Source organism: Solimicrobium silvestre (genome assembly GCF_002976435.1).
GTDB lineage: Bacteria > Pseudomonadota > Gammaproteobacteria > Burkholderiales > Burkholderiaceae_D > Solimicrobium > Solimicrobium silvestre.
In genome coordinates this window covers 1-25,741 of the sequence record NZ_PUGF01000026.1, presented here as the reverse complement: position 1 = coordinate 25,741, position 25,741 = coordinate 1, and the positions used below count along the sequence as shown (strand labels likewise).

The 25,741-nt window shown below is 47.0% G+C and carries 20 protein-coding genes; 16 read left to right on the top strand and 4 right to left on the bottom strand.

All coding sequences use genetic code 11. The annotated features are described in order from the left end of the window. Positions 1 to 30 precede the first annotated feature (30 nt). The 9 genes from cphA (at position 31) to fdx (ending at position 8,827) form a co-directional block, all read left to right on the top strand. Complete coding sequence (cphA, locus tag S2091_RS20150) at positions 31 to 2,601, top strand: cyanophycin synthetase (protein ID WP_105533770.1); 2,571 nt, start codon at positions 31 to 33, stop codon at positions 2,599 to 2,601. 61 nt (positions 2,602 to 2,662) lie between these two features. After that, positions 2,663 to 3,286 (top strand): class I SAM-dependent methyltransferase, encoded by a 624-nt coding sequence (locus tag S2091_RS20145; RefSeq protein ID WP_105533769.1) that lies wholly within the window; start codon positions 2,663 to 2,665, stop codon positions 3,284 to 3,286. Positions 3,287 to 3,471: 185 nt separating this feature from the next. Beyond that, positions 3,472 to 3,939 carry a Fe-S cluster assembly transcriptional regulator IscR gene (iscR, locus tag S2091_RS20140; RefSeq protein ID WP_105533768.1) on the top strand — a complete coding sequence of 156 codons (468 nt, stop codon included), beginning with the start codon at positions 3,472 to 3,474 and terminating at the stop codon, positions 3,937 to 3,939. A 12-nt stretch (positions 3,940 to 3,951) separates the two neighbouring features. Then, positions 3,952 to 5,205 carry an IscS subfamily cysteine desulfurase gene (locus S2091_RS20135; RefSeq protein WP_105533767.1) on the top strand — a complete coding sequence of 418 codons (1,254 nt, stop codon included), beginning with the start codon at positions 3,952 to 3,954 and terminating at the stop codon, positions 5,203 to 5,205. 66 nt (positions 5,206 to 5,271) lie between these two features. After that, positions 5,272 to 5,658 carry a Fe-S cluster assembly scaffold IscU gene (gene iscU, locus S2091_RS20130; protein ID WP_105533766.1) on the top strand — a complete coding sequence of 129 codons (387 nt, stop codon included), beginning with the start codon at positions 5,272 to 5,274 and terminating at the stop codon, positions 5,656 to 5,658. Between the two features lie 8 nt (positions 5,659 to 5,666). Continuing rightward, on the top strand, positions 5,667 to 5,990 hold the full coding sequence (gene iscA, locus S2091_RS20125; RefSeq protein ID WP_105533765.1) for an iron-sulfur cluster assembly protein IscA: 324 nt from the start codon (positions 5,667 to 5,669) through the stop codon (positions 5,988 to 5,990). A 35-nt stretch (positions 5,991 to 6,025) separates the two neighbouring features. Further along, positions 6,026 to 6,526 carry a Fe-S protein assembly co-chaperone HscB gene (hscB, locus tag S2091_RS20120; RefSeq protein WP_105533764.1) on the top strand — a complete coding sequence of 167 codons (501 nt, stop codon included), beginning with the start codon at positions 6,026 to 6,028 and terminating at the stop codon, positions 6,524 to 6,526. A 78-nt stretch (positions 6,527 to 6,604) separates the two neighbouring features. Beyond that, a complete protein-coding gene (gene hscA / locus S2091_RS20115) occupies positions 6,605 to 8,467 on the top strand; it encodes a Fe-S protein assembly chaperone HscA (protein ID WP_105533763.1) in 1,863 nt (620 codons plus the stop codon). A 21-nt stretch (positions 8,468 to 8,488) separates the two neighbouring features. Next, a complete protein-coding gene (gene fdx, locus S2091_RS20110) occupies positions 8,489 to 8,827 on the top strand; it encodes an ISC system 2Fe-2S type ferredoxin (RefSeq protein ID WP_105533762.1) in 339 nt (112 codons plus the stop codon). A gap of 29 nt (positions 8,828 to 8,856) precedes the next feature. On the opposite strand, the gene S2091_RS20105 is transcribed toward fdx, so the two are convergent. From S2091_RS20105 to S2091_RS20095, 3 genes are all read right to left on the bottom strand, one after another. After that, a complete protein-coding gene (locus S2091_RS20105; RefSeq protein WP_105533761.1) occupies positions 8,857 to 10,068 on the bottom strand; it encodes a sensor histidine kinase in 1,212 nt (403 codons plus the stop codon). A gap of 58 nt (positions 10,069 to 10,126) precedes the next feature. Further along, positions 10,127 to 13,870: a response regulator gene (locus S2091_RS20100; protein WP_105533760.1), complete on the bottom strand. Its 3,744-nt coding sequence runs from the start codon at positions 13,868 to 13,870 to the stop codon at positions 10,127 to 10,129. Between the two features lie 366 nt (positions 13,871 to 14,236). Continuing rightward, a complete protein-coding gene (locus tag S2091_RS20095) occupies positions 14,237 to 15,019 on the bottom strand; it encodes a transporter (RefSeq protein ID WP_165795051.1) in 783 nt (260 codons plus the stop codon). 216 nt (positions 15,020 to 15,235) lie between these two features. Between S2091_RS20095 and S2091_RS20090 the strand changes: the two genes are divergently transcribed. The 7 genes from S2091_RS20090 to S2091_RS20060 all read left to right on the top strand — a co-directional run bounded on the left by S2091_RS20090 (position 15,236) and on the right by S2091_RS20060 (position 25,472). Continuing rightward, entirely contained in the window at positions 15,236 to 18,232 is a 2,997-nt protein-coding gene (locus S2091_RS20090) for an adenosylcobalamin-dependent ribonucleoside-diphosphate reductase (protein ID WP_105533758.1), read from the top strand. A 184-nt stretch (positions 18,233 to 18,416) separates the two neighbouring features. Further along, the gene (locus S2091_RS20085) at positions 18,417 to 20,030 is read left to right on the top strand and encodes a sensor histidine kinase (protein ID WP_105533757.1); all 1,614 of its coding nucleotides are present in this window, start codon (positions 18,417 to 18,419) and stop codon (positions 20,028 to 20,030) included. A gap of 227 nt (positions 20,031 to 20,257) precedes the next feature. Then, positions 20,258 to 21,052 (top strand): thymidylate synthase, encoded by a 795-nt coding sequence (locus S2091_RS20080; protein WP_105533756.1) that lies wholly within the window; start codon positions 20,258 to 20,260, stop codon positions 21,050 to 21,052. 62 nt (positions 21,053 to 21,114) lie between these two features. After that, positions 21,115 to 21,603, top strand: coding sequence for a dihydrofolate reductase (locus tag S2091_RS20075; protein WP_105533755.1), 489 nt, complete (start codon positions 21,115 to 21,117; stop codon positions 21,601 to 21,603). 8 nt (positions 21,604 to 21,611) lie between these two features. Then, positions 21,612 to 22,178 carry a DUF4337 domain-containing protein gene (locus tag S2091_RS20070; protein ID WP_105533754.1) on the top strand — a complete coding sequence of 189 codons (567 nt, stop codon included), beginning with the start codon at positions 21,612 to 21,614 and terminating at the stop codon, positions 22,176 to 22,178. Positions 22,179 to 22,249: 71 nt separating this feature from the next. Next, positions 22,250 to 23,044, top strand: a complete 795-nt coding sequence (locus S2091_RS20065; protein WP_105533753.1) for a MipA/OmpV family protein — start codon at positions 22,250 to 22,252, stop codon at positions 23,042 to 23,044. A gap of 166 nt (positions 23,045 to 23,210) precedes the next feature. Then, entirely contained in the window at positions 23,211 to 25,472 is a 2,262-nt protein-coding gene (locus tag S2091_RS20060; protein ID WP_105533752.1) for an arginine/lysine/ornithine decarboxylase, read from the top strand. 1 nt (position 25,473) lies between these two features. Here S2091_RS20060 and S2091_RS20055 read toward each other — a convergent pair whose 3' ends face one another. Continuing rightward, a complete protein-coding gene (locus S2091_RS20055; RefSeq protein WP_207769761.1) occupies positions 25,474 to 25,731 on the bottom strand; it encodes a type II toxin-antitoxin system YafQ family toxin in 258 nt (85 codons plus the stop codon). Positions 25,732 to 25,741: the final 10 nt, after the last annotated feature.

The window sequence follows — 25,741 nt, the reverse complement described above, 5'->3', positions numbered from 1 at the left end:
TAGCACACAAGATCTTAGGACAATAATTTTATGGAAGTTTCACGTATTCGAGCCCTGCGCGGCCCCAATCTTTGGAGCCATCACACCGCCATTGAAGCGATAGTGACGTGCAGTCCCGACGAACTGAATATTATCAATCTTCCCGATTTTGAAACCCGTCTTCGTGCGCGCTTTCCTGATCTGAGTTCACTGCAACCTACCGGCTACCATGATGCTATTCCTATCGCTCATGTATACGAACATGTTGCGTTAGGTTTGCAAGCATCAGCCGGATGTCCTGTTACGTTTAGTCGCACTACGCAAACAATGGAACCGGGCGTTTTTCAAGTCGTCGTTGAATACACCGAAGAAGCGGTTGGCCGTTTGGCTTTTGAGCTTGCCGATAAATTATGTATCGCTGCCTTGCAAGATAGTTTTTTTGATCTCGATAGCGCATTATCAGACCTGCGCGAACTCGATGAAGATGTACGCTTAGGCCCTTCTACTGGCTCGATTGTGCATGCTGCTGTAGCGCGCAATATCCCTTATCGCCGGCTCACCGATGGCAGCTTGGTCATGTTCGGCTGGGGTAGTAAACAACGCCGCATTCAAGCTGCTGAAATGGATTGCACTAGCGCGATTGCCGAAGCCATTGCCCAAGACAAAGAACTCACCAAAAAATTATTGAATGCAGCGGGCGTTCCTGTTCCGCTCGGTCGTACTGTAGTTGATACGGATGACGGTTGGAAAGTCGCTTGTGAAATTGGTTTGCCGGTGGTTGTTAAACCAAAAGACGGTAATCAAGGTAAAGGCGTCACCGTCAACATCACGACCCGTGAACAACTCGATGCCGCATTTTTGGCCGCATCCGAATTCCGCGACGATATTTTAGTTGAACGCTATTTACCCGGCAGCGATTTCCGCCTGCTGGTCATCGGCAACAAACTCATTGCCGCCGCGCGACGTGACCCACCGCAAGTAGTTGGTGATGGCGTTAAAACAGTGAAACAATTAGTCGACCACGTTAATCTTGATCCAAAGCGTGGCTCTGGTCATGCGACTTCGCTGACCAAAATCCGCATTGATGACATCGCTTTAGCAAGCCTGTCTTCACAAGGCTTTAATGCTGAATCCATTCCGCCTAAAGGCCGTCGGGTAAATTTACGCAATAACGCCAACCTGTCTACCGGCGGTTCCGCGACGGATGTTACCGATGACGTACATCCAGAAGTTGCCGCCAGAGCAGTAGCCGCTGCGCAAATGGTAGGACTTGATATTTGCGGCGTGGACTTAGTCTGCGACAGCGTGTTAAAACCGATCGAAGAACAACACGGCGGCATAGTTGAAGTCAATGCCGCACCTGGTTTGCGTATGCATATTTCCCCATCTTTCGGCAAAGGCCGTCAAGTGGGCGAAGCGATCGTTGCCACCATGTTTGAAGAAGGCAACGACGGTCGTATTCCTGTTGTTGCGGTTACCGGCACCAACGGCAAAACCACAACAGTACGCCTCATCGCGCATTTGCTCACCGCATCTGGATTACGCACCGGCATGACCAACACCGACGGCGTCTATATTGAAGGTCAACGCATCGACAGCGGCGATTGCAGCGGGCCACGTAGCGCCCGTAATGTATTGTTACACCCTGATGTAGATGCAGCCGTTTTTGAGACAGCCCGTGGTGGCGTATTGCGTGAAGGCTTAGCGTTTGATCGTTGCCAGGTAGCGGTAATTACCAACATCGGCACAGGCGACCATTTAGGCTTAAATTACATCACCAGCTTAGAAGATTTAGCAGTATTGAAACGCGTCATCGTTCAAAACGTGGCCGATAACGGCGTAGCGGTACTTAATGCGGCCGATCCGATTGTTGCCAGCATGGCGAACAATTGCTTAGGTAAAGTCACCTTTTTCGCGGCGGATAGCCATGAAGCGATTATGGCAACGCATCGCGCCCAAGGTAATCGTGTTGTGTATGTAGAAGACGGCATGTTAGTCGCCGCCGAGGGTGAGTTTAAACACAAAATAGCCCTGTCCAACGTCCCAATTACGCATGGTGGCAACATTGCCTTCCAGGTAGAAAATGTGATGGCATCCGTTGCAGCAGCCTGGGGAGTCGGAATTAGTTGGCAGTCAATTGAAGTCGGCTTAAAAACCTTTGCCAATGACACAGATAACGCGCCAGGACGCTTCAATTTGTTTAACTATCGGGGCGCGACTTTAATTGCTGACTACGGCCACAATCCTGACGCTATTGTAGCCTTGGTCAATGCAGTGGAAACCATGCCGGCCAAACGCCGTTCGGTAGTAATTAGCGGTGCCGGCGACCGGCGTGACCAAGATATTCGCCAACAAACTGAAATTTTAGGCGCAGCCTTCGATGACGTGATTCTGTATCAGGATCAATGCCAACGTGGTCGTGCTGATGGTGAAGTGGTGGCCTTATTGCGCGCTGGATTGAAAAACGCCAAACGCACTAAACAAATCAGTGAAATTCAGGGCGAATTTATCGCTATTGATACTGCGTTAGCAAATCTGACTGAAGGTGATTTGTGCCTGATTTTGGTTGATCAGGTAGAGGAAGCCTTGGCGCATATTTCCCAGCGCATTCAGCAAGGCTAACAAACTATCGGAGTCTGATTCGCACGCAATCAGACTCCAGATATAAACACTGGCCGATCTTATGACATTACCTCCCCCTGATCTCACCGCCATTTCTGCGCGCACCCGCGAGCATTATGAAAATAACGCAGAAAACTTCAAAATCGGTACGCAAGATCATGATGTAAGCCAAAACATCAACGCATTACTAAATCAAATACACGTTACAGCACCTTACACAATTCTAGATTTCGGTTGCGGCCCGGGACGCGACTTAGCTAGCTTTAAGCAGCTGGGTCATTATGCAATTGGCTTGGATGGCACCGCTAAATTCGTCGAAATGGCACGTGCCGCGACGGGTTGCGAAGTCTGGCATCAAGATTTTTTACAGCTAGATTTACCTGGCAATTATTTTGATGGAATTTTTGCCAATGCGTCGTTATTCCATATCCCCAGCCAGGAACTCCCACGTATTTTGCGCCAACTTAATGCCTGCCTGAAACCGGGCGGCGTTCTTTTCAGCTCAAACCCTCGCGGAACCGGCCAGGAAGGCTGGAGTGGCGATCGCTACGGCGCATATCACAGCCTTGAAACCTGGCGTAGTTATCTGACTGATGCTGGCTTTACAGAACGCGCCCATTATTACCGACCGGAAGGCTTGCCACGCGACCAACAACCTTGGCTGGCAACGGTTTTTGTTAAGTAAGAACATAAAAATAAATCCGGCAATACAAGTCACCACAAGCCGTGAAAATACCCGTTACCTGACAGAATTGCTCAAGTTTGTTATACTTGAGCGAATTAGTAGGGAATTAATGGGAAATTACTCTCATCCCAACACTTAAACGCGCAATACAGATGACAACTTTGTAGTCACACAGGAGCAGCTTCATGCGACTCACGACCAAAGGCCGCTTTGCAGTAACGGCCATGATTGACCTAGCGTTACACCAAAATGAAGGCCCAGTCACGTTGGCAGGAATTAGTTCGCGTCAAGAAATTTCGTTATCGTATTTAGAACAATTGTTTGGCAAATTACGTCGCCATGAAATTGTCGAATCGGTACGCGGTCCAGGCGGTGGTTACAATCTAGGTCGCGCGGCACATAAAGTCACTGTCGCTGACATCATTATTGCCGTTGATGAGCCAATTGATGCAACGCAATGCGGTGGCAAAGAGAATTGCCATAGCAGCGACCATCCGGGCGGTGCGCGCTGTATGACCCATGAACTGTGGGCAACGCTAAGTGCTAAAATGGTGGATTATTTAGACTCTGTTTCGTTACAAGATCTAGTCAACCAACAAACCGCCTCAGAACAAAAAATAATCGTGATGCATACCCAACAACATCTAGCCTAACCGGAATGATTTATGAACAATCCCATCAAAAATAGCTTGCTGGAAACCACTACAGCGCCTCACTTCCCGATTTATATGGACTATTCAGCAACTACGCCGATAGATCCACGGGTAGCAGACAAGATGATTCCTTACTTACGCGAGCAATTTGGCAACCCTGCTTCACGTAGCCATGTATATGGCTGGACAGCGGAGCAAGCCGTGGAAGAAGCTCGTGCCAATGTTGCTGCGTTAATTGGTGCTGATCCGCGTGAAATCGTTTGGACTTCTGGCACTACAGAAAGTAATAACCTAGCACTGAAAGGTGCTGCGCAATTCTACAAAACCCGTGGCAAACACATAATCACTGTTAAAACAGAACACAAAGCGGTGTTAGATACAGTGCGTGAATTAGAGCGTCAGGGTTTTGAAGCGACTTATTTGCAACCGCAAGAAAACGGCTTGATTACCGTTGAACAATTAGCCGCTGCGGTTCGCCCAGACACTATTTTAGTGTCCGTCATGTGGGTTAATAATGAAATTGGCGTAATCCAGCCGATTGCTGAAATCGGCGAATTCTGCCGCTCGAAAAATATCATTTTCCATTGCGATGCTGCTCAAGCCACAGGCCGTGTTGACATTGATATGGAAACCGTCAAAGTAGATTTACTGTCGCTTACCGCCCATAAAACTTATGGCCCAAAAGGTATTGGCGCGTTATATGTACGTCGCAAACCACGGATCCGCATTGAAGCGCAAATGCACGGTGGTGGTCATGAACGCGGGATGCGTTCCGGCACCCTGCCAACGCACCAAATTGTAGGCATGGGCGAAGCATTCCGCCTCGCCAAAGAAGAAATGGTCGAAGAAAACCGTCGCATTGAAGCATTGCGCGACCGTTTGGCGAATGGCTTAAAAGAAATCGAAGAAGTTTATATCAATGGCGATATGGCACACCGCATACCGCACAACTTGAATGTCAGCTTCAATTATGTTGAAGGTGAATCCCTGATTATGGCGATTAAAGATATTGCCGTATCTTCTGGCTCTGCTTGTACTTCAGCCAGCCTGGAACCATCTTATGTATTGCGCGCTTTGGGTCGTAGCGATGAATTAGCACACAGCTCAATTCGTTTCACAATGGGACGCTTTACTACCGAACAAGAAATCGACTTTACGATTGCCTTAATGAAGGAAAAAGTCAGCAAGCTGCGCGACTTGTCTCCGTTATGGGATATGTATAAAGAAGGAATTGATATCTCATCAATTCAATGGGCAGCTCACTAGTCGCAACACAAGTTAATTTATATCCAGCGCAATAACAACGTATTGGGCTAAAACCGGAGAAGTAACATGGCTTATTCAGAAAAAGTATTGGATCACTACGAAAATCCACGCAATGTCGGCGCATTCGACAAAGGTGACGAATCAATTGGCACCGGCATGGTCGGCGCACCAGCTTGTGGCGACGTCATGAAGTTGCAAATCAAAGTTGGCCCAGATGGCGTCATTCAAGATGCCAAGTTTAAAACTTACGGCTGCGGCTCGGCAATTGCTTCTTCCTCGTTGGTAACGGAATGGGTTAAAGGCAAAACATTAGATCAGGCATTGAGTATTAAAAACACCCAAATCGCTGAAGAATTAGCTTTGCCTCCAGTAAAAATTCATTGCTCAATTTTGGCTGAAGACGCGATTAAAGCTGCCGTTTTAGATTACAAAACCAAACACGCAACTGTTTAAATAAAACTATGGCTATTACTCTCACAGAAAAAGCAGCTCGCCACGTTACTCGATATATGGAGCGACGTGGTAAAGGCATCGGCTTGCGTTTTGGAGTACGTACTACAGGTTGTTCCGGCATGGCCTACAAACTGGAATACGTGGATGAAATTGGCTCAGAGGATCAAGTGTTTGAATCCTTTGGCGTAAAAGTTTTTGTCGATCCGAAAAGCTTGACCTACATTGATGGTACTGAGCTGGATTTCGCTCGCGAAGGCCTGAACGAAGGATTTAAATTTAACAATCCCAATGTCAAGGATGAATGTGGCTGCGGTGAAAGTTTCCGTATTTAATATCACCGTACTGAATTTCCACTTCCCTTTAACACATGCAAAATCACTTCGACTTATTCCAGTTATCACCACAATTTGATGTAGATATGGCGCAACTGGATCGTGCTTTTCGCGATGTGCAGGCGCAAGTCCATCCAGACAAATTTGTTTCCGCCAGTAGCGCAGAACAACGCGTGGCAATGCAATGGGCCACGCGTGCCAATGAAGCGTACCAAACCTTAAAAAACCCTTTAAAACGCGCAAGTTATTTGTGCGAATTAAATGGTGTTGGCTTGCAAGCTGAATCAAATACCGCTATGCCAATGGCTTTTTTAATGCAGCAAATGGAATGGCGTGAAGAATTGGATGAAGCCCGGCAAAACAGCGCCGCCCTGCTCCGCCTGGAAACCCATATTAATCAAGCGCACCGGCAGCAAATCACGCAAATTGCAGAGCAACTCGCGCAACCCGATTACCATCAAGCGGCGCAATTAATACGGCAACTCATGTTTTTAGAAAAATTTAGCGAAGACGTCGCCAATGCACAGGAAGAATAAATAAAGTTCACCTAGTCGCATTACGTTATAGCTCAATTTCAAGATAAACATCAACCACATAAAATCACAAAATCTCTCATGGCCCTACTTCAAATTTCAGAACCCGGCATGTCCACTGCGCCGCATCAACATCGACTCGCAGTAGGCATCGATTTAGGCACCACTAATTCTTTGGTTGCCACAGTACGCAATAGCGTTCCTGAAATTTTGAGTGATGATGAAGGCCGCAGTTTATTGCCATCTATCGTGCGTTATTTAGCAAATGGAAATGCGCACATCGGCTACAAAGCGCAAGCTGCGCAAACCACTGACCCTAAAAACACCATTCTGTCCGTAAAACGCTTTATGGGCCGTGGTTTAAAAGATATCGCCTACGCAGAAAACCTGCCTTATGATTTTTTAGACACGCCCGGCATGGTGCAAATTCAAACCGTGGCAGGCGTTAAAAGCCCGGTAGAAACCTCGGCACAAATTTTGGCAACGCTGCGTCAACGCGCGGAAGATTCCCTCGGCGATGAGTTGGTTGGTGCCGTCATTACCGTTCCCGCTTATTTCGATGATGCACAACGTCAAGCAACTAAAGACGCCGCAAAATTAGCCGGCTTAAACGTACTGCGCTTGCTTAATGAACCGACTGCCGCAGCCATTGCTTATGGTCTGGACAACGGTTCCGAAGGTATTTATGCCGTGTACGATTTAGGCGGCGGCACGTTTGACGTCTCTATTTTAAAAATGAGCAAAGGCGTGTTTGAGGTACTAGCAACCGGTGGCGATTCTGCTTTGGGTGGCGATGACTTTGATCATCGCTTACTGTGCTGGATCAGCGAACAAGCCAAACTTGCGCCTTTGTCCGACGCCGATACCCGCGTATTAATGGTGAAAGCCCGTGAGGTTAAAGAACTACTATCCAGCAAAGCCGAAACACAAATCGATGTCGTACTTGGTTCCGGTGAAAATGTTCATCTCACCGTTACCGTAGAAAATTTTGCTGAGATTACCCAGCACTTGGTTCAAAAAACCATGCTTCCTTGCAAAAAGGCCTTGCGTGATGCGGGCTTACAAATTGATCAAATCGATGGCGTAGTTTTAGTCGGCGGCGCTACCCGCATGCCGCAAATACGCAAAGCAGTTGGTACTTTTTTCCAAACCACGCCGCTGTGCAACTTAGATCCAGATAAAGTCGTCGCATTAGGTGCAGCCATTCAAGCCAACCTGTTAGCGGGCAACCGTGCGTCCGGCGATGACTGGTTGTTGCTGGATGTCATTCCTCTGTCTCTCGGCATTGAAACCATGGGCGGCTTGGCGGAAAAAGTTATCCCACGTAACTCCACTATTCCATGTGCCCGCGCTCAGGAATTCACCACATTTAAAGATGGCCAGACTGCGTTGGCGATTCATGTGGTGCAAGGTGAACGTGAACTGGTAAGCGCATGTCGCTCTTTGGCACGATTTGAGTTGCGCGGCATTCCGCCAATGGCTGCTGGTGCTGCGCGGATCCGCATTACTTACCAAGTCGATGCAGATGGCTTACTGTCGGTCTCGGCACGTGAATTACGCTCTAATGTGGAAGCATCTATTACCGTTAAACCTTCCTATGGACTAGAAGATGACGACATTACCCGCATGCTGCAAGAATCCAATAACACTGCCGATAGTGATATGCAGCTACGCGCCCTAAAAGAGCAACAAGTTGAAGCGCAGCGCATTATTTTGGCCACTCAATCAGCATTAGAATCTGACGCACATTTACTCAATGAAGCTGAGCACACGACTGTTTTAGAATTACTTAAAGCCGTTGAAAATTGCTCCTTAATTGATGACCGCGTTGCCATTGAAAACGCCATTAACGCCCTCTCGGCAGGTACGGAAGAATTCGCTGCACGCCGCATGGACCAAAGCGTACGTACTGCCTTAACAGGCAAAAAACTCGACCAAATTTAATATCCAGAATAAAGAGCCGCCATGTCACAAATTATTGTTTTACCCCACCAGCAATTATGCCCAGAAGGTGCTGTTTTAGAAGCCGAAGAAGGCGCTTCGCTCTGTGAAGTGTTAATCGACAACGACATCGCCATTGAACACGCCTGCGAAATGTCCTGCGCATGCACTACCTGTCACGTCATTGTGCGAGAAGGCTTTAATTCGTTAAATCCATCGACTGACAATGAAGAGGATTTACTCGATGCGGCATGGGGCCTGGAAGCGACTTCGCGCTTATCTTGCCAAGTTAAAATCAGTAGCCAAAATATCGTGATAGAAATTCCGAAATACACGATTAATCATGCACGTGAAAATCACTAGTAATCCGTTATAGGACACTAGGATTTCAGCTACATCATGACAGGTGCAGTAAGCGGAAACGTGAGTTTGAAAGTGGTACCAGAACCGCTTGACGTTTCCACTTCGATGCTCCCGCCTAACAGTACCGTTGTGATGCGATAACACACACTCAACCCCATACCTGATCCGCCCTGCCCCAGTCGCGTGGTAAAAAACGGGTCAAAGACTCTGTTCAAATTTTCTGGTGCTATACCTACACCATCATCAGAAAAAATCAGCACAATCTGGTCGTAAAGCTTGTTGGGGAGATGCTCACGGTAAGCGTTGATGGTGATGCATCCATGATCACGACCATGGAAGCCGTGACGAATACTGTTGTGCACCAGATTGACAATAATCTGCTCTAGCGACCCTGGATAGCTATCAATTTCAATGCCAGACGGCAGCTTAAGCACGACTTGCCACGGTTCGTGTTTGAAGTTGATCAGTAGAGTGGCGATGGTTTCCTCAATCACCGTCGCAAAATCAAAGGTACTGCGTTGCTCTGAAGTCTGGTCGACGGCCACCTGTTTAAAATTCAAGACTAAATCTACGGCGCGATCAAGTGCGCGATGTACCAAGGCAGTAATCTCTTCCCCCTCAATAAAAAATTGCTCAATCTGATTACGCTTCATGGTCCCGGCATCGTAGTTTTTTTTAATTTCTACTATCCGATCATGCAACGTTGATGCCGCCATTTTCGCATTGCCTAAAGGGGTATTGAGCTCATGCGAAACTCCGGCCACCATGGTTCCCAGCGCAGAGAATTTTTCCACCTGAAGAAGATTTTCACGTGTAGTGCGTAACTCAACCAGAGTTTCAGATAGCTTCCTCTCTCTTTCGTGAAGATGTTGATAGTGCCGCACCCGGTTCAACAGAATATTGTCGTCCAGCGGTTTGGTGAGGTAGTCCACAGCGCCCAACGCATAACCGCGTTTGACAAATTCCTCTGCCTTAAACACCGCCGTCAGAAAAATAATCGGAATGTCACGCGTGCGTTCGGTCATCTGCAAAATATTGGCTGTTTCATAGCCGTCCATGCCCGGCATCTGTACGTCGAGCAGAATCAAATGAACGTCCCGCTCTATGGTGAGAAGCAAAGATTTTTCGCCAGAAGCTGCTTCGATGATTTCAGTATGGGGAATACGGACAAGTAGCTCTCGCACGGAGAAGCGATTGTTCAGATTGTCGTCCACGATCAAAATCACAAAATTTTTATTCATTATCCATTCTGTCTACAAAGCGATAAATTTAACACTCCTTGCAATACGTAGTCATCATTCAGTGCTTCTTTGAGCACCACAGGGCAGCCATATTATTCAAGACGTCATAGTCAACGGGTTTGGAAAGGTAGTCATCAGCACCAATTTCGAGAATATTTTCCCTGTCCTGAGGCATTGCTTTTGCTGTTAATGCAATGATAGGAATCGACGCAAAGGCCGGATTGGCCCGCACGGCCGTAATCGTCTGATAGCCATCCATTTCCGGCATCATGATGTCCGTAATCATCAGATTCACTTTTTCTTTTTTAAGCAACTCTAACGCCCAAAGGCCGTTGATTGCACTAATGACGCGCGCGCCTTCCTGTTCCAACGCAGCGGTAATCACAAACAAATTACGCGGATCATCGTCAACGACCATGATACTTTTCCCAGTTAGGCGAGCGCCCTTAAAACTGTCGTTTATCCGTGCAACATTGGCGTCATCTTTCAGTGGAACGGTTCGTAGAAAGCGCTCGATATTTTCCAACAAACGCTGTTCAGATTTTGGTGTATTCACAATAATACAATCGGTATAAATCCTCAGGCTTGCCTCCTCTTCATCGTTTAAGTGATCGACTCCGCAAAACAATAATGCTGTCACAGAGTTGTTCGCACGAACCGTTTTGGCTACAGATAGCCCTTCTTTGATGGACAATTGGGTCAAGTCGATAACAACCGCGCCCCAAGATAATGCCTCTAATGCCGCTGGCAACTCAGCCCCCAAGCTCACTTCGCGCAGCTCACGCTGCCCAATATTCGGTGTTGACTTAAGCATATTCAACACCGCACCGCTACCATCATCGCAGCTTGCATTACGGCTTTTATCTCTACCTGCCACGATTAAAACACCTGCATCCGACACGTTGGCAATAGCGGCAAGCAGCAACGCTTCGGCTTCAGCAATTTGATTACTTACCACTGGCTTTTGCAAATAGCCGACAATATTCGAGCGGCCGAGTGCCGCATCGCGATCCTTTGCGGAGACTATATAAACTGGGATCATTGCCAGATCTGAACTGGCCTTAATATTGTCTAATAGCTCGATTCCATTTATATCCGGCAATCCAAGGTCGAGTAAAATCCCCGCAGGCTTATATTTCCGGGCGAATGCGACACCATCCGCACCGCAGTTTGCGACAATTGTTTTATACCCAAGCCGATGATTAATATCCACAATCGCGCTACAGAATTCGCGGTCGTCGTCGATCAGCAGAATGACTTTATCGCCCGCCGTTAATTGATCACGGTCATCTGACACAAGTCGTGCGCCAAATTCATTACCCTTCGCAGCCGCAGTCAGTTGCTCATTCTCCGACTGCCGCGCAGAAAGTTCCGGCGGTATATCAGGTAGGCATAATACAAACTCACTCCCTTTTCCTTCTACGCTTTGCACTTTGATGGTGCCACCCAGCAGCTCAGCAAAACGCAGGCTGATCGTCAGTCCCAGCCCCGTCCCACCAAATTCCCGTGACGTTGAGCCATCCACCTGACGAAACGCCTCAAAGATAGTTCCCAATTTATTCTTTGGAATACCAATTCCCGAGTCGATGACCTTTATGCGTAATGGTAAATATTCAGAAGGGCTCCGCTCAAGCACCAAACTAACTGAGCCCTCCTTGGTGAACTTGAAGGCATTCGACAATAAGTTACGCAAAATCTGGCTGATCTTGCCAGGATCACTAATGAAGCCGCTCTGGAGCTGATCCTGAACAATGAACTCCAGCCCGCGACTTTGAGCAGTCGAACCGAACAAATCTTTCAATTCCATCGTCATCGACGCACTCGAGGTCATCACAAAGTTCAAGTCCATGTGACCGGCATCCACCTTCGACAAATCCAGAACGTCGTTAATCAAGTGCAGCAAATCTTCGCCAGACCGATGAATGACTTCCGCACGTTTAATCTCGGTTGCACCCAGCCGCCCTTCGTGATTATCAGCCATCATTTTTGAAAGCAAAATAATTGCGTTAAGAGGCGTTCTTAATTCATGCGACATATTGGCGAGAAACTCGGATTTGTATTGATTCGACTGCTCCAGCTGCTTCGCTTTTTCATCAATATCCGATTGGGAGTGACGCAACTCTGCATTATTTTTTTCAAGCAGTTTCTGCTGCTCTTCCATCTGCGCATTAGTTTGTTGTAATTCCTCAGATTGCTGCTGTAACTGCTGTTGTTGCTCCTCCATTTGTGAATTGGACAGCTGTAATTCACCCGATTGCTGTTGCAGCTGCTGTTGCTGCTCTTCCATTTGTGCGTTAATTTCCTGCAAGTTTTCATTTTGCGCCCGCACATCACGTTCGGCCTGTTCGGCAACCGAAAGTAACTTGCTAATTTGCCCGCGTTGCTCAGCGATATGCAGCGAAGATGCGATTACCTCAACGGCTCCGTGCAGAAACTCCAGTTTAACTTCGTCAAATCGTTCGAAACTCCCTAACTCCACGGCCCCCAGTAGCAAGTTGTCCCGTAACAATGGATAGGTATAGGTATACAGCGGTGGCGCACAGGTTGTGCCAGTGATGATGGGCGCTGCATCGACTGCGATGGTAGTCAAGATGATTGGTTTTTTCTCGCGTGCGACCTGGCCGATCGCACCTTCGCCGATCTTGAAGCTGGTGCCTAGATTGACGCGTTCCGTGTACATATAACTGCCCAGCAGATCAAGACTCGACCCATCAGGACGAAGCACGTACAAAACTCCGCGGCCAGCACCGAGATAACTTCCAAGAACGCTAATAGCGGAATCGGCAATTTGTTGCAGGGTAAAATCACCGGTAAGCGCGGCAGATAGCTGACTATTTCCATCGCTGATCCAATTACGCCGATCATCCATAACTTTGGCCGAACGCAACACGGTCACCATGTTATTGATCGCCTTGCCGAGCTTGTCCTGGCCCGACAATATTTCCACCTCGTCAGTCAGATTTCCGAGACCGACAGCGTCCGCCCGATTTGCGATGCGCCGCATGGTTTCAATCAATACCTTAATTTTGGCCATGAGGCTGGTCGTATCGCCAGGTATCACATCAATCGTGCTTGAGACATCACCGAGAGCGAGCCTGCCGGCAATCGCGGCCGCCTCTTCCGGTTCACCGCCCAGCAAGCGCAAGATGGTTCGAGCGATAAACGTTCCAAGCAAGCCGATTGACGCTGCGGCTAAAATTCCCAGCACTAACATCAAATTTAAAGCACGGGACTTTGTGGCAGCCGCTTCAACGGAGAATTTTCTGGCAACTTCCGCATTGTAGGCAAAATGCTGGTCAATGAGCATGGAAATATCTTCCGTCAAACCAAGCGTCGATTCGATACCCTCGCGCGCCTTGGCCATTCCCCGTTCACCCTTTCTCGACTCCACCAAAATTGCGTCAATCTGGGCGTTAAACTTAGCCCACAAAACCTTTTCCTGATCGAGATAGCTTTTGTCTTTATCATCCGCAAAACAATTGACACCCAAACATCCGTTGGTTTCGTATTTTTGAATTGATTCCACTACATTTTGGCGCTCTGCGGTAAGACTCACTTCCATCGCGGCCATCTTGGCATCGTCATACGACAAAATATGCCGATAAACCAGCATGCGCGTCTGATCAAAATTTTTCCGCAGTTCGCCAAGCACCAGCAGACTCGGAACGGCATTGACGTTGGCGTTATTCGCGCTGTCATATACTTTTTCCATCATATATTGGCCGATGCCTACCATGATGGCAATACCAACTATTGCAGTTCCAATTAAAAAAACCATCCTTTGGGTGACCGTAAGTCTCATGTCTTACTCCAATCGTCTCCTGACTTAGTTGTTTTTTATAAAGCAGATTCAATCTCAATGCACCTGTTAAGCAGGGCACGATTTCATGTTGATTTCACTTTTTCCCTCCCATCAAAGCGGCGAACAGATAGAACACTTCCCCAGCTCAGGAAGAAGCTGAAATGACCAGTTAAATCCGAGTGTTTGCTTGATATGAAGTGACTTTCATTGCAGAGGAGGAGTTGTGCGGTTTTATGGCTTCGCTCACTTGGAAAGCATCATCACCAAGGCTTAAAACGTTGAATAAAGATTAGGATAAAAATACTTGTAAAGCAACATCATTTACATGAATTCCACAAATTGACGGCTAAACTATTACTACAGTAATTAAAATAAATGATCAAAACGGAAGGAATAGCCAACCGTAAAATACCAACTGGGAGCCGCGCTATTTAACCCAGCTCCCACTTTGGCATCCAGCTGTTGATGCGGCGTTAACCGGTACGAACCGCCAATATCAACACGATTAACAGTCATGGCAGCAAGCTGGTAATCATTGATATATTCAACAAACATATCGGCATTGTCGTTGATGATGCGGTCGAGATACACGCTGGTCTGATAGGCAGCATTGTTATTCACATCATGCCGATGCGAGGTCGCACTTAACATGCCATTAATCGACCAGTTACTCCCTAAATCAACGGACCAGGGAAGCTGTGCATAAGGCGCAGGACCTGCTCCGGCGATAGTACTGTCTCCCGTGTTTAAATAAACGCCAAGCGTTGCCGATAATATCAAGCCACTAATAAATTCCGGGAATTGGTGTTTAACAGCTGGGCCGAGATTACTGAATCCACTTACGCCACCATTGCTCACTTCGGCATGCGTGTAATTGGGCAAATCTACCAAGAATTCGGTACAGCCGCCCAAGCCGATACGCACTCTGGTTTCCGTCAAATCGTAGGTTGTGATGCCTTGATCACGCGTGTTGGATATGCCGTTTTCAAACTGAATACTAGCAGCAGGAAGCACCGATGATGAATTTGCTACGCTAGAGCGGTCCGTTGCAATCGGATCATCCGGGTTGGGACAAGCAGCATTTGCAAAGGCGGGCGTCAAAAGAACGACCAGCGATAACAATAGAATTGTGTAATTTGAAATTTTCATGCCAACAGATTCCCAAAAAGTTGCCATCATCCATACAAAATAGGTGGGAGCACAAATAAACGATGCAGCGACTTCACCTTTATCCACTCTAGAATAAACTTGAGATAGCACAATTTATTTTCAATGTTCACGCGTATTATCATGCATGGAAACCGACTTCAGCCCTACCACAGTTTTTGCTAACGACTGTCAACACGCCCCAATTCAAGGAACAAAATGACTATCATTAAAAACGACATTATTCCTGGCAAAGAACTCGCTCCACAAGAAATTACCACCCTCATTTTGCAAGAAAAATATTGCAAAGGAAATGAAACTTCGCAGCTAGATGTATTGCAGCGGGTAGCCAAGGGACTGGCAAAAGATAAGCAGCAGCAAGCCGAATTTTTAGCCACATTCCAGGCTGGGTTTATCGGCGGCGGTCGAATTATGTCGGCTGGCGGTACCGATATTGGCGCCACACTCATCAATTGCTTCGTGCAGGAAGTCAACGATTGCATTTCCAATCCTGATCCAGGCTCTCCCGGCATCTACGACGCATTAAAACAAGCGGCGGAAACGATGCGGCGCGGTGGCGGCGTTGGCTATGACTTTTCGCGAATTCGGCCTAAAGGTGCGTTGGTCAAGGGCACCCAATCTGTTGCTAGCGGCCCGCTGTCCTATATGTATGTGTTTGACCAATCGTGCTCAACGGTGGAATCGGCAGGTGCCCGGCGCGGTGCGCAAATGGGCGTATTGCGAATTGACCATCCAGATATCGAAGCATTTATTCATGCCAAGGACGGCTTGCTGGTGAATGAACTCCCAGTCGATGAAGCGACGAAGAAGTTGCTGCAAGATTTGATGGCGACTAACTATGACTTTGCCGACAAAATGCGAATGGGCTTTACCAAGCTGCGCAATTTCAATATTAGCGTTGCCGTGACGGATACATTTATGCTGGCGGTTGAAGCTGATTCTGATTGGGAGCTGATCCATCAAGCGCAGCCTGATTCATCATTTAGCACGGCCTATCAGCGTGCCGATGGTTTATGGGTGTATCACAAGATCAAAGCGCGCAAGCTATGGGAGCAGATCATGGCCAGCACCTATGATCATGCTGAGCCGGGGGTATTGTTCATCGATACCATCAACAACGACAATAACCTTTCCTACTGTGAAAAAATTGAATCCACCAATCCCTGCGGAGAACAACCACTGCCGGCATATGGATGCTGTGATCTTGGCTCAACTATTCTGACGCGGTTTGTGCTTGATCCATTTACCGATCAAGCCAGTTTTGACTGGAAAAAATTTGCCAAGGTAGTGCGCGGTGCGGTGCATATTTTAGATCGCGTTCTGGATGTGACTTTGTGGCCGCTACCGGAACAGCAGCATGAGGCGCAACAAAAACGCCGTATTGGGCTGGGCTATACAGGCTTGGGTGATGCTTTAATTATGCTTGGCCTACGTTACGACAGCGCTGCAGGCCGCGCGATGGCGGCAAAAATATCCGAAGCGATGTGCCACGCAGCTTACCGCGCGTCCATTGAACTGGCGCAAAAATTTGGCCCATTTCCGATGTTTGATGCAGACCAATATCTGGCTAGCCCACGCTTTGCATCACGACTTCCTGATGATATTAAATCCGATATTCGCCAGTACGGAATCCGCAACAGCCACTTATTATCGATCGCACCAACCGGCACCATCAGCATGGCTTTTGCTGACAATGCGTCTAACGGAATTGAGCCGCCATTTTCATGGACTTATCAACGTAAAAAGCGTGAAAAAGATGGTTCTGAAAAAACCATCCGCGTGGTAGATCATGCCTTGCGTGTATATGAAAGCATGCACGGTCAAGTAGATGATTATGCTCAACTACCGCCCTACTTTGTGTGCGCCTTAGACATTGCCGCGCAAGACCATATGCAAATGTGCGCTGCGGTTGCGCCGTTTATCGACACCGCTATTTCCAAGACGGTGAATGTACCGGCTGACTACCCTTTTGAAGAATTCCAGCACTTGTACAGCAGCGCCTGGAAAGCAGGTTTAAAAGGAATCGCCACCTTCCGGCCCAATTCAGTGCTGGGTTCAGTGTTGTCGCTTGAAAGCACAGTTGAAAGCCAGGTGCAAGTCAACATTACGCCGAATGATCTGGAGTTAAACGATCCAGATCGGCGCATTATTTTAAAAGAAGTTCCGCAACCGGCTTTAGCCAGTTTGCGCTGGCCTGGTCGCCCTAAAATTCCACAAGGTAATCCGAGTTGGACTTATTTGGTTGAGCATCACAAGGGTGATTTTTCTGTCGTCATCGGCCAGGTAGAAACGGGCAATATGCATCCGTTTGAAGTATGGGTAAATGGTAATGAACAACCGCGCGTATTAGGTGCTATCGCTAAAACATTATCAATGGATATGCGCACCGGCGATCCGCAATGGTTGAAGATGAAATTAGAATCGCTGGCTAAAACCGGCGGTGACGATGGCTTTGAATTAAATTTAGGCGAACAAATCATTTACGCACCGAATCTGGTCGCTGGCCTGGCTAAAATTATTCAGCACCGTTTGCAAGAATTAGGTGTGTATAACATCGAAGCTCCCAGCCCGATGATCGCTGCCCTGTTCTCTAAAAAAGAACCCAAGTCCGGCACCGACGGCACGATGAGCTGGTCAGTTGATATTAAAAATCCCTCCACTGGCGATGATTTGTTAATGATCGTAAAAGAATGCCGGCTTCCGAATGGCCGGCTCCAACCTTATTCAGTCTGGTTAGCGGGAGATTATCCCAAGGTGATGGATGGACTGACCAAGTTATTGTCGATGGACATGCGGGTTATTGACCCGGCCTGGATAGGGATGAAGCTGCGCAAGTTACTGAGTTTTAGCGAGCATCGCGGTGACTTTTTAGCCAAAGTACCGGGATCGGAAAAGCAGCAATCGTATCCATCCACAGTGGCCTATATAGCGACATTGCTACTACACCGTTTTGCCTTGCTGGGCATACTCAATAAAGACGGCATCCCAGTTGAACAAATGGGTGTGTTAGCGCATCCACACTCCGCTCAGAATAGGATGGGGGAAACTACCCCGAACGTTGCCGACAAAGAAGGTCGCCAACGCCCCTACGTCAAAACCAATAAAAAATGTCTAGAATGCCATGTATATGCGGTGATAAAACGTGATGGTTGTGATTTTTGCACCTATTGTTCGGCAATCGGTAGTTGTGGCTAAGGCTTTTGTGAATAGGGCTTAAGTAGTTTTTAGACAAATGTTGAATTCCAATCTAGTAAATCCCCCCAAAGCGGTTTACTATATAAATTCTTCATGGAACTATTTACGATTTCACTACAAAGCTTTCACACGTTTAGATTAGGCCTCAAATAATTCATTTCTATCACCAAGTGATTTTGCCGAGATGCTGAAAAAAAATGCTTTTCCCTTTTATTTTCGACTCGCCTTTTTTCTTCGGGGTACTTCACTACGCTCAGCCATTATTGCTGCTGTTTTTTTTGGCTTAATTGGCTCTGCCATTATTCTGATTCCTTACAACATCAGCTCGATTGATACCAACGCACATAAACGGCAACTGGAAGATCATCAGCGATTAACCAATATTTTAGCGGTGATACAAAGCGAACCTTTGTGGCAGATCACCCCTGATATTGCCCGCATTTCAAGTGATGTCGTCTATTCAGATCCGCGTATTGCGACGATTGATGTGTTTAGCTTGCCGGACCATAAAAAATTCCTCACGCTGTCACGCAAAGAACAACAAAAAGGCCCCTTTTCCACCATCGTACATACCATTAAACATGATGAAAAAGTCATTGGCATCGTTGAATTGACAATGGCCGATGATCTGTTGATTGAAGAAGAACGCACTGCTTTTATACGCTATGCAATTACGGCCATATTTTCTTTAATCATTGCCGTTATCCTGATTCTGCTCGTGCTCCAGCAACGCCTGGTGGTACCTATCAGACGTTTGATGAAAGAATCCGAACGACTATCTAACGGCGAATTAACCAACCCGATTGTATTTAATCGTAGTGATGAAATTGGGCATCTGGCCGACACGATGGAAGCAACCCGCCAAGCTCTGGCGCGCACTTTTTCCGAATTGGAAATTAAAAATAATCAATTAACCGATTACTCCAATACGCTGGAATCTAAAGTCAAACTGCGCACCTCGGAGCTTGAAACAGCTTTAAAAAATATCAACCATGTGCACCAGGAATTAACCCGTATTGAACGCATGGCTTCGCTCGGTTCAATGGTGGCTGGTGTTGCGCATGAATTAAACACTCCTATCGGCAATTGCTTGTTAGTGGCGAGCACATTAGAAGCGGAAGTGCTCAAATTTACCGAGCTGTTTACAGTAGGTAATGTGCGCCGCTCTGAATTGGATAAATTCATGCAATGTGCAAACGAATCCAGCACTTTGTTACTGCGAGGACTACATCAGGCGGCGCATTTAGTCGGCGATTTCAAACAAGTAGCGGTTGACCAATCCAGCGCACAACGCCGCCAGTTTGATCTGCATACCATGATGATCGAACTCACCTCATTGTTAATGCCAGGCTTATCAAAAACGCCGTATATCCTGATCATCGATATTCCCACCAATATTGAGATGGATAGTTTTCCCGGGCCGCTCGGGCAAGTTTTCACTAATTTAATTACCAATTCGGTAACCCATGGTTTTAACGAACGAGATTACGGCAACATGCGGATCACTGCCGAACTGGTTGGTCACAATGTAAAAATGACGTTTACCGATGATGGTTATGGTATTCCACCGGAAATTCTGCATCGCATTTACGAACCGTTTTTTACTACCCGCTTTGGCCGCGGCGGCAGTGGTTTAGGGCTCTCCATCACTTACAACATCGTCACCAATGTGCTTGGCGGCGAGATTTTAGCCACCAGCGCACAAAACCAGGGCTGCAAATTCGTCATTACCTTGCCTCTGGTCACGCCTATCATGGATGAAGCAAACGCCCCGTCAACACTCAACTTTGCAATTTGAGGCAGCCTTTGTGAGCAGAATATCAACATGTAGCCTGGACATAGCCAAATTTTGCTTTTCCCAGATTTTTCCGCCTGTTTTTGCATAATGTGGAAAATTTAAAGCGAAGCTTCTTGTTCACTAGTGACAGCTAAATTGATGCTGTACAATCGCGCATGTTCAAGTTTATAGCTGCACCGCGCTAACGCTTGCAACATTTATTACTCAACCAGTGAATACGTAATCTCATGCAACAATACCTAGACTTAATGCGCCACGTGCAACAGCACGGCACTGAAAAAACTGATCGTACCGGTACCGGCACACGTTCGGTATTTGGACATCAAATGCGTTTTGATCTGGCGCAGGGATTTCCGCTGGTTACGACTAAAAAACTCCATCTCAAATCCATCATTCATGAATTGATCTGGTTTTTAAACGGCTCAACTAATATCGCCTATTTAAAAGAAAACGGCGTATCTATCTGGGATGATTGGGCTGATGAGCAGGGCAATTTAGGTCCCGTATATGGTTACCAGTGGCGTAGCTGGCCTACACCCAATGGCGAACATATTGACCAGATTAGCCAAGTCATGGAACAAATTAAGCACAATCCGGATTCACGTCGCATGATCGTGTCAGCCTGGAATGTGGCCGACATCCCCAACATGAAGCTGCCGCCTTGCCATGCGTTTTTCCAGTTTTATGTGGCTGACGGCAAATTGTCATGCCAGTTATATCAACGCAGCGCCGATATATTTTTGGGCGTGCCGTTTAACATCGCCTCCTACGCCCTGCTGACCCACATGATGGCCCAGCAAGCAGGCTTGGAAGTGGGTGATTTCATCTGGAGCGGCGGCGATTGCCACCTGTACTCCAACCATTTAGAACAAGTTGAGTTGCAACTGTCACGCACACCGTTAGCGCTACCACAGCTCAATATCAAGCGCGTGCCGCCATCGATTTTCGACTACACGTTTGATGATTTTGAGATACTGAATTATCAATCTCACCCACATATTAAGGCTGCTGTGGCCGTGTAACTACACCGTCACAGTAGCAACTTACCCTCTTTTATTATCTAGCTCACTTACATCACATAAGCATGTCTGAATTAACCATTATCGTAGCCTATGACGCTAAACGCGGCATCGGCATTAACAACACACTGCCTTGGCGCTTACCGGAAGATTTGGCGCGCTTTAAGCGCATCACCACCGGCCACGCCATCATCATGGGGCGTAAAACCTTTGCATCAATTGGTCGCCCATTGCCGAATCGGCGCAACATCGTTTTAACGCGTAATACCGATTGGCAGCAAGACGGTGTTGAGGTGGTGAACTCTCTGCCAGCAGCTTTGCAATTAATCGGCAATACCGATGCGTTTATTATTGGCGGTGCCGATATTTACGCACAGGCATTACCGCTATGCAGTCAATTATTGGTCACGGAAATTCATCAAGATGTGGAGTGCGATGCTTTTTTCCCCGCCATCGATCAAGACGTGTGGCAAGAGACTGAACGAACCACGTTTCATTCAGAGCAAAATGCGTTTGATTATGCTTTTGTTACCTATACAAAAATAAAGAATTAGGAGTTTACATGCCAGAAGAATTTGAAGTACACGGCCCACACGACCATGAACTAGAACACGCAGCACATGGTGGCGATGATTTCTCCAGCAAAATTGCCGTGATGACCGCGATCATGGCAACCACTGGCGCGATCTTTGGCTTCCAAGCCGGCTCAACTCAAAATGACGCAGCCATGTTTAAAAACAAAGCTGCCATCGTAAAAACCGAAGCTTCGGATCAATGGAATTTTTATCAAGCCAAATCCAACAAGCAGAACTTTGCTGAGCTGGCAGTAACTATGCCGGGCGTGGATGTAGCTAAATACCAGTCCGATATTGCGCGCTACAAGGTCGAAAAAGAAGGGATTAAAAAGCACGCTGAAGAGCTCGATAAATCATCCTTGGAATGGGAAGATAAATCGACCGAAATACTGCATCAGCATCACCGTTGGGCACAAGCCATGACCGCCCTGCAAATTGCTATTTCATTAGCGGCAATCACACTGCTAACCAGAAAAAAATGGCTGCAAATAGGCTCTTACGGCGTCGCTGGAATTGGCATTATCCTGGCTGGTTGCGCCTGGTTTCAAATTTAAGCAATTCATCATATAGAATCAACCCGAATCACCTCATTATCATTTTTTAAATAGTTAACATTAGCGAGTTTATGAAAAAAATATTACCCCTATTATTAATGGCACTTGCGCTCAACGCCCAAGCCCAAACGGCTGACTTCGTGGAAATAATTCCAACTCAGTATTTACAAAAAGACCTGACTGCGTCAGTTGGATTAGGCATTGCTTCACTGCCTAAATACGCCGATGGCAGCAAACAAGAAATTTTACCGTTACCGGTATTCAATCTTCAATGGAAAAGCGGCGTTTTCTTCAGCTCCGTATCCGGTTTTGGTTACAACTTCTCTGCCAATCCAAATTGGCAATACGGTATGCGTTTAGGTTTGCTCGCTTATCAGGAGCAATCTGCCAGGAACCGCGACAATGGTCCGGGCAACACACCAACCAGCTTAACTCCAGGCGTGTTTGCCAATTACCTTATCGACCAGCATTTTTCAATATTGACTTCGCTCTCTAGCGGAGCTGGAATAAATAACAAACACAACGGTAACTTTGCAAGTATTGGTGGACGCTATATTGACCGAATTGATGATAAGAACCGCATCTTTGCAGTATTAAGCACCACATGGGCGAATGGCCAATATATGCAGGATTTTTATGGCGTAACTCCGCAACAAGCCAGCACCTATAATTTCCCAGTGTATGACACAAATGCCGGCATGTTAAAAGTAAAATTATCGCTAGGTTGGGACTACACTATTAATAAAAATTGGTCCATGATTGTTGGTGGTTCTGTAACTCATCCGCTGGGTGACGCAGGATCCAGTCCGCTAGTTTCGGATAAAAATCAAGTCGTCGTTTATTCAGCAGCGTACTATCGCTTCTAATTCACGCTTTTTATTTAAACAATTAATGAGAAATGGGGGCAATCCCCCCATTTCTTTTGCACTTCTGAGAGAATGCGATCTTTAGTATTTAATGTACGCAAATACTCTCTGACGGCATTCATTGCCAAGGCTACCGCCCGGCAAACTCTCTATCCTGGAGACCCATATGAAATTTCGCTTCCCTATCGTCATCATTGATGAAGATTTTCGCTCTGAAAACAGCTCTGGACTAGGCATACGCGCATTAGCGCACGCCATGGAGGCTGAGGGCATGGAAATTTTGGGCGTCACTAGTTACGGTGATTTATCCCAATTTGCCCAACAACAGTCACGCGCTTCGGCATTTATTTTGTCGATTGATGATGAAGAATTCGGCGGCGGAAGCCCGGAAGAGATCGACTTTGCGCTGACTTCATTACGCGCCTTTGTCGAAGAAATTCGCTATAAAAATTCGGACATTCCAATTTACCTGTACGGTGAAACACGCACTTCACGCCACATTCCGAACGATATTTTGCGCGAATTGCACGGCTTCATTCATATGTTTGAAGACACGCCTGAATTCGTTGCGCGCCATATTATCCGCGAAGCTAAAGCTTACTTAGATGGTTTGGCACCGCCGTTTTTCCGCGCATTGGTGCAATACGCCAATGACGGTTCTTACTCATGGCATTGCCCGGGACATTCCGGTGGCGTGGCATTTTTAAAGTCGCCGATCGGACAAATGTTCCATCAGTTTTTTGGTGAAAACATGCTGCGCGCCGACGTATGCAATGCAGTCGAAGAATTAGGCCAACTGTTAGACCATACAGGCCCGGTAGCCGCTTCCGAGCGCAATGCAGCACGCATTTTTAATGCCGATCATTGCTACTTCGTGACCAACGGCACCTCAACTTCCAATAAAATGGTTTGGCATTCCACCGTTGCCCCTGGTGACATTGTGGTGGTCGATCGAAATTGCCACAAATCGATTTTGCACTCGATTATTATGACTGGCGCCATTCCGGTTTTCTTAATGCCGACTCGCAATCACTTAGGCATTATCGGCCCGATTCCATTGTCTGAATTTACGATGGAAAATATCCAAAAGAAAATCGACGCGAATCCGTTTGCACGTGCTGCAAAAAATAAACAACCGCGTATTTTAACGATTACCCAATCTACCTATGACGGCGTTATCTACAACGTAGAAACGTTAAAAGAAATGCTGGACGGTAAAATTGACACGCTGCATTTTGATGAAGCATGGCTGCCGCACGCTACCTTCCATTCGTTCTACCAAGACATGCACGCCATCGGCCCAAATCGGCCACGCGCAAAAGAATCGATGATTTTCTCTACGCAATCGACTCATAAATTGCTGGCAGGCTTATCACAAGCCTCACAAATTTTAGTGCGCGAATCAGAGAACAATAAACTTGACCGTGACCGCTTCAATGAGGCGTATTTAATGCACACGTCCACCTCACCGCAATATTCAATTATTGCCTCATGTGACGTGGCTGCTGCCATGATGGAAGCACCGGGTGGCACGGCATTGGTCGAAGAGTCTATTTTTGAAGCGCTGGATTTCCGTCGCGCGATGCGCAAAATTGACCAAGAATGGGGCCAAGATTGGTGGTTCCAGGTTTGGGGCCCGGATAATCTGTGCGAAGACGGTATCGGCTCGCGTGAAGACTGGATCATTCGCGCTGAAGATAATTGGCACGGCTTTGGTAAGTTAGCACCTAACTTCAATATGCTGGACCCGATTAAAGCCACTATTATTACGCCGGGCTTATCCTTAGAAGGCCATTTTTCAGAAACCGGAATTCCAGCGTCTATCGTCACTAAATACTTGGCGGAACACGGCGTAATTATTGAAAAATGCGGCCTGTATTCGTTCTTCATCATGTTTACCATCGGCATTACCAAAGGCCGCTGGAATACATTGCTCACCGCGTTGCAGCAATTCAAAGATGACTTTGACAAAAACCAACCGATGTGGCGCGTACTGCCTGAGTTTGTTGCGAATAATCCGCGTTATGAAAGCATCGGTTTGCGTGATTTATGCCAGCAAATTCATCAAGCGTACCAGGCTCATGATGTAGCGCGACTGACGACGGAAATGTATTTATCGGATATGGAACCAGCAATGAAGCCGTCTGACGCATTTGCAAAAATGGCGCATCGGGAAATTGAACGAGTTTCTATTGATGATTTAGAAGGCCGTGTTACTGCAATTTTGCTGACGCCTTATCCACCGGGAATTCCTTTGTTAATTCCGGGCGAATGCTTCAACAAAACCATTGTTGATTATCTGAAATTTGCCCGTGATTTCAATCATCGCTTCCCTGGTTTTGATACCGATGTACATGGTTTGGTAACGCGCGTTGAAAATGGCGTGAAAAATTATTATGTGGATTGTGTACGGGCTGATTGCTGTTGATTTAAAGACTCAGCTCACTGTGTGAACCGATCCGCACCAGCCGCATAATTGAATCATCCGTTTTTTGGTAGATTAATACCAAATCAGGTTTGATGTGGCAATCGCGATGATCTTTCCATTCGCCAGTGAGCGGATGATCGCGGTATCTATGGACTCCACCCGTTTTGCAAGAAGAATTTGATTTCAACCAGTAGGTAAGCTTGCGTGTATCTATACGGCCTGATAGATGAGCGGTTTTTTGCTCTGGCCCTGATGTAATACGCGCGTCA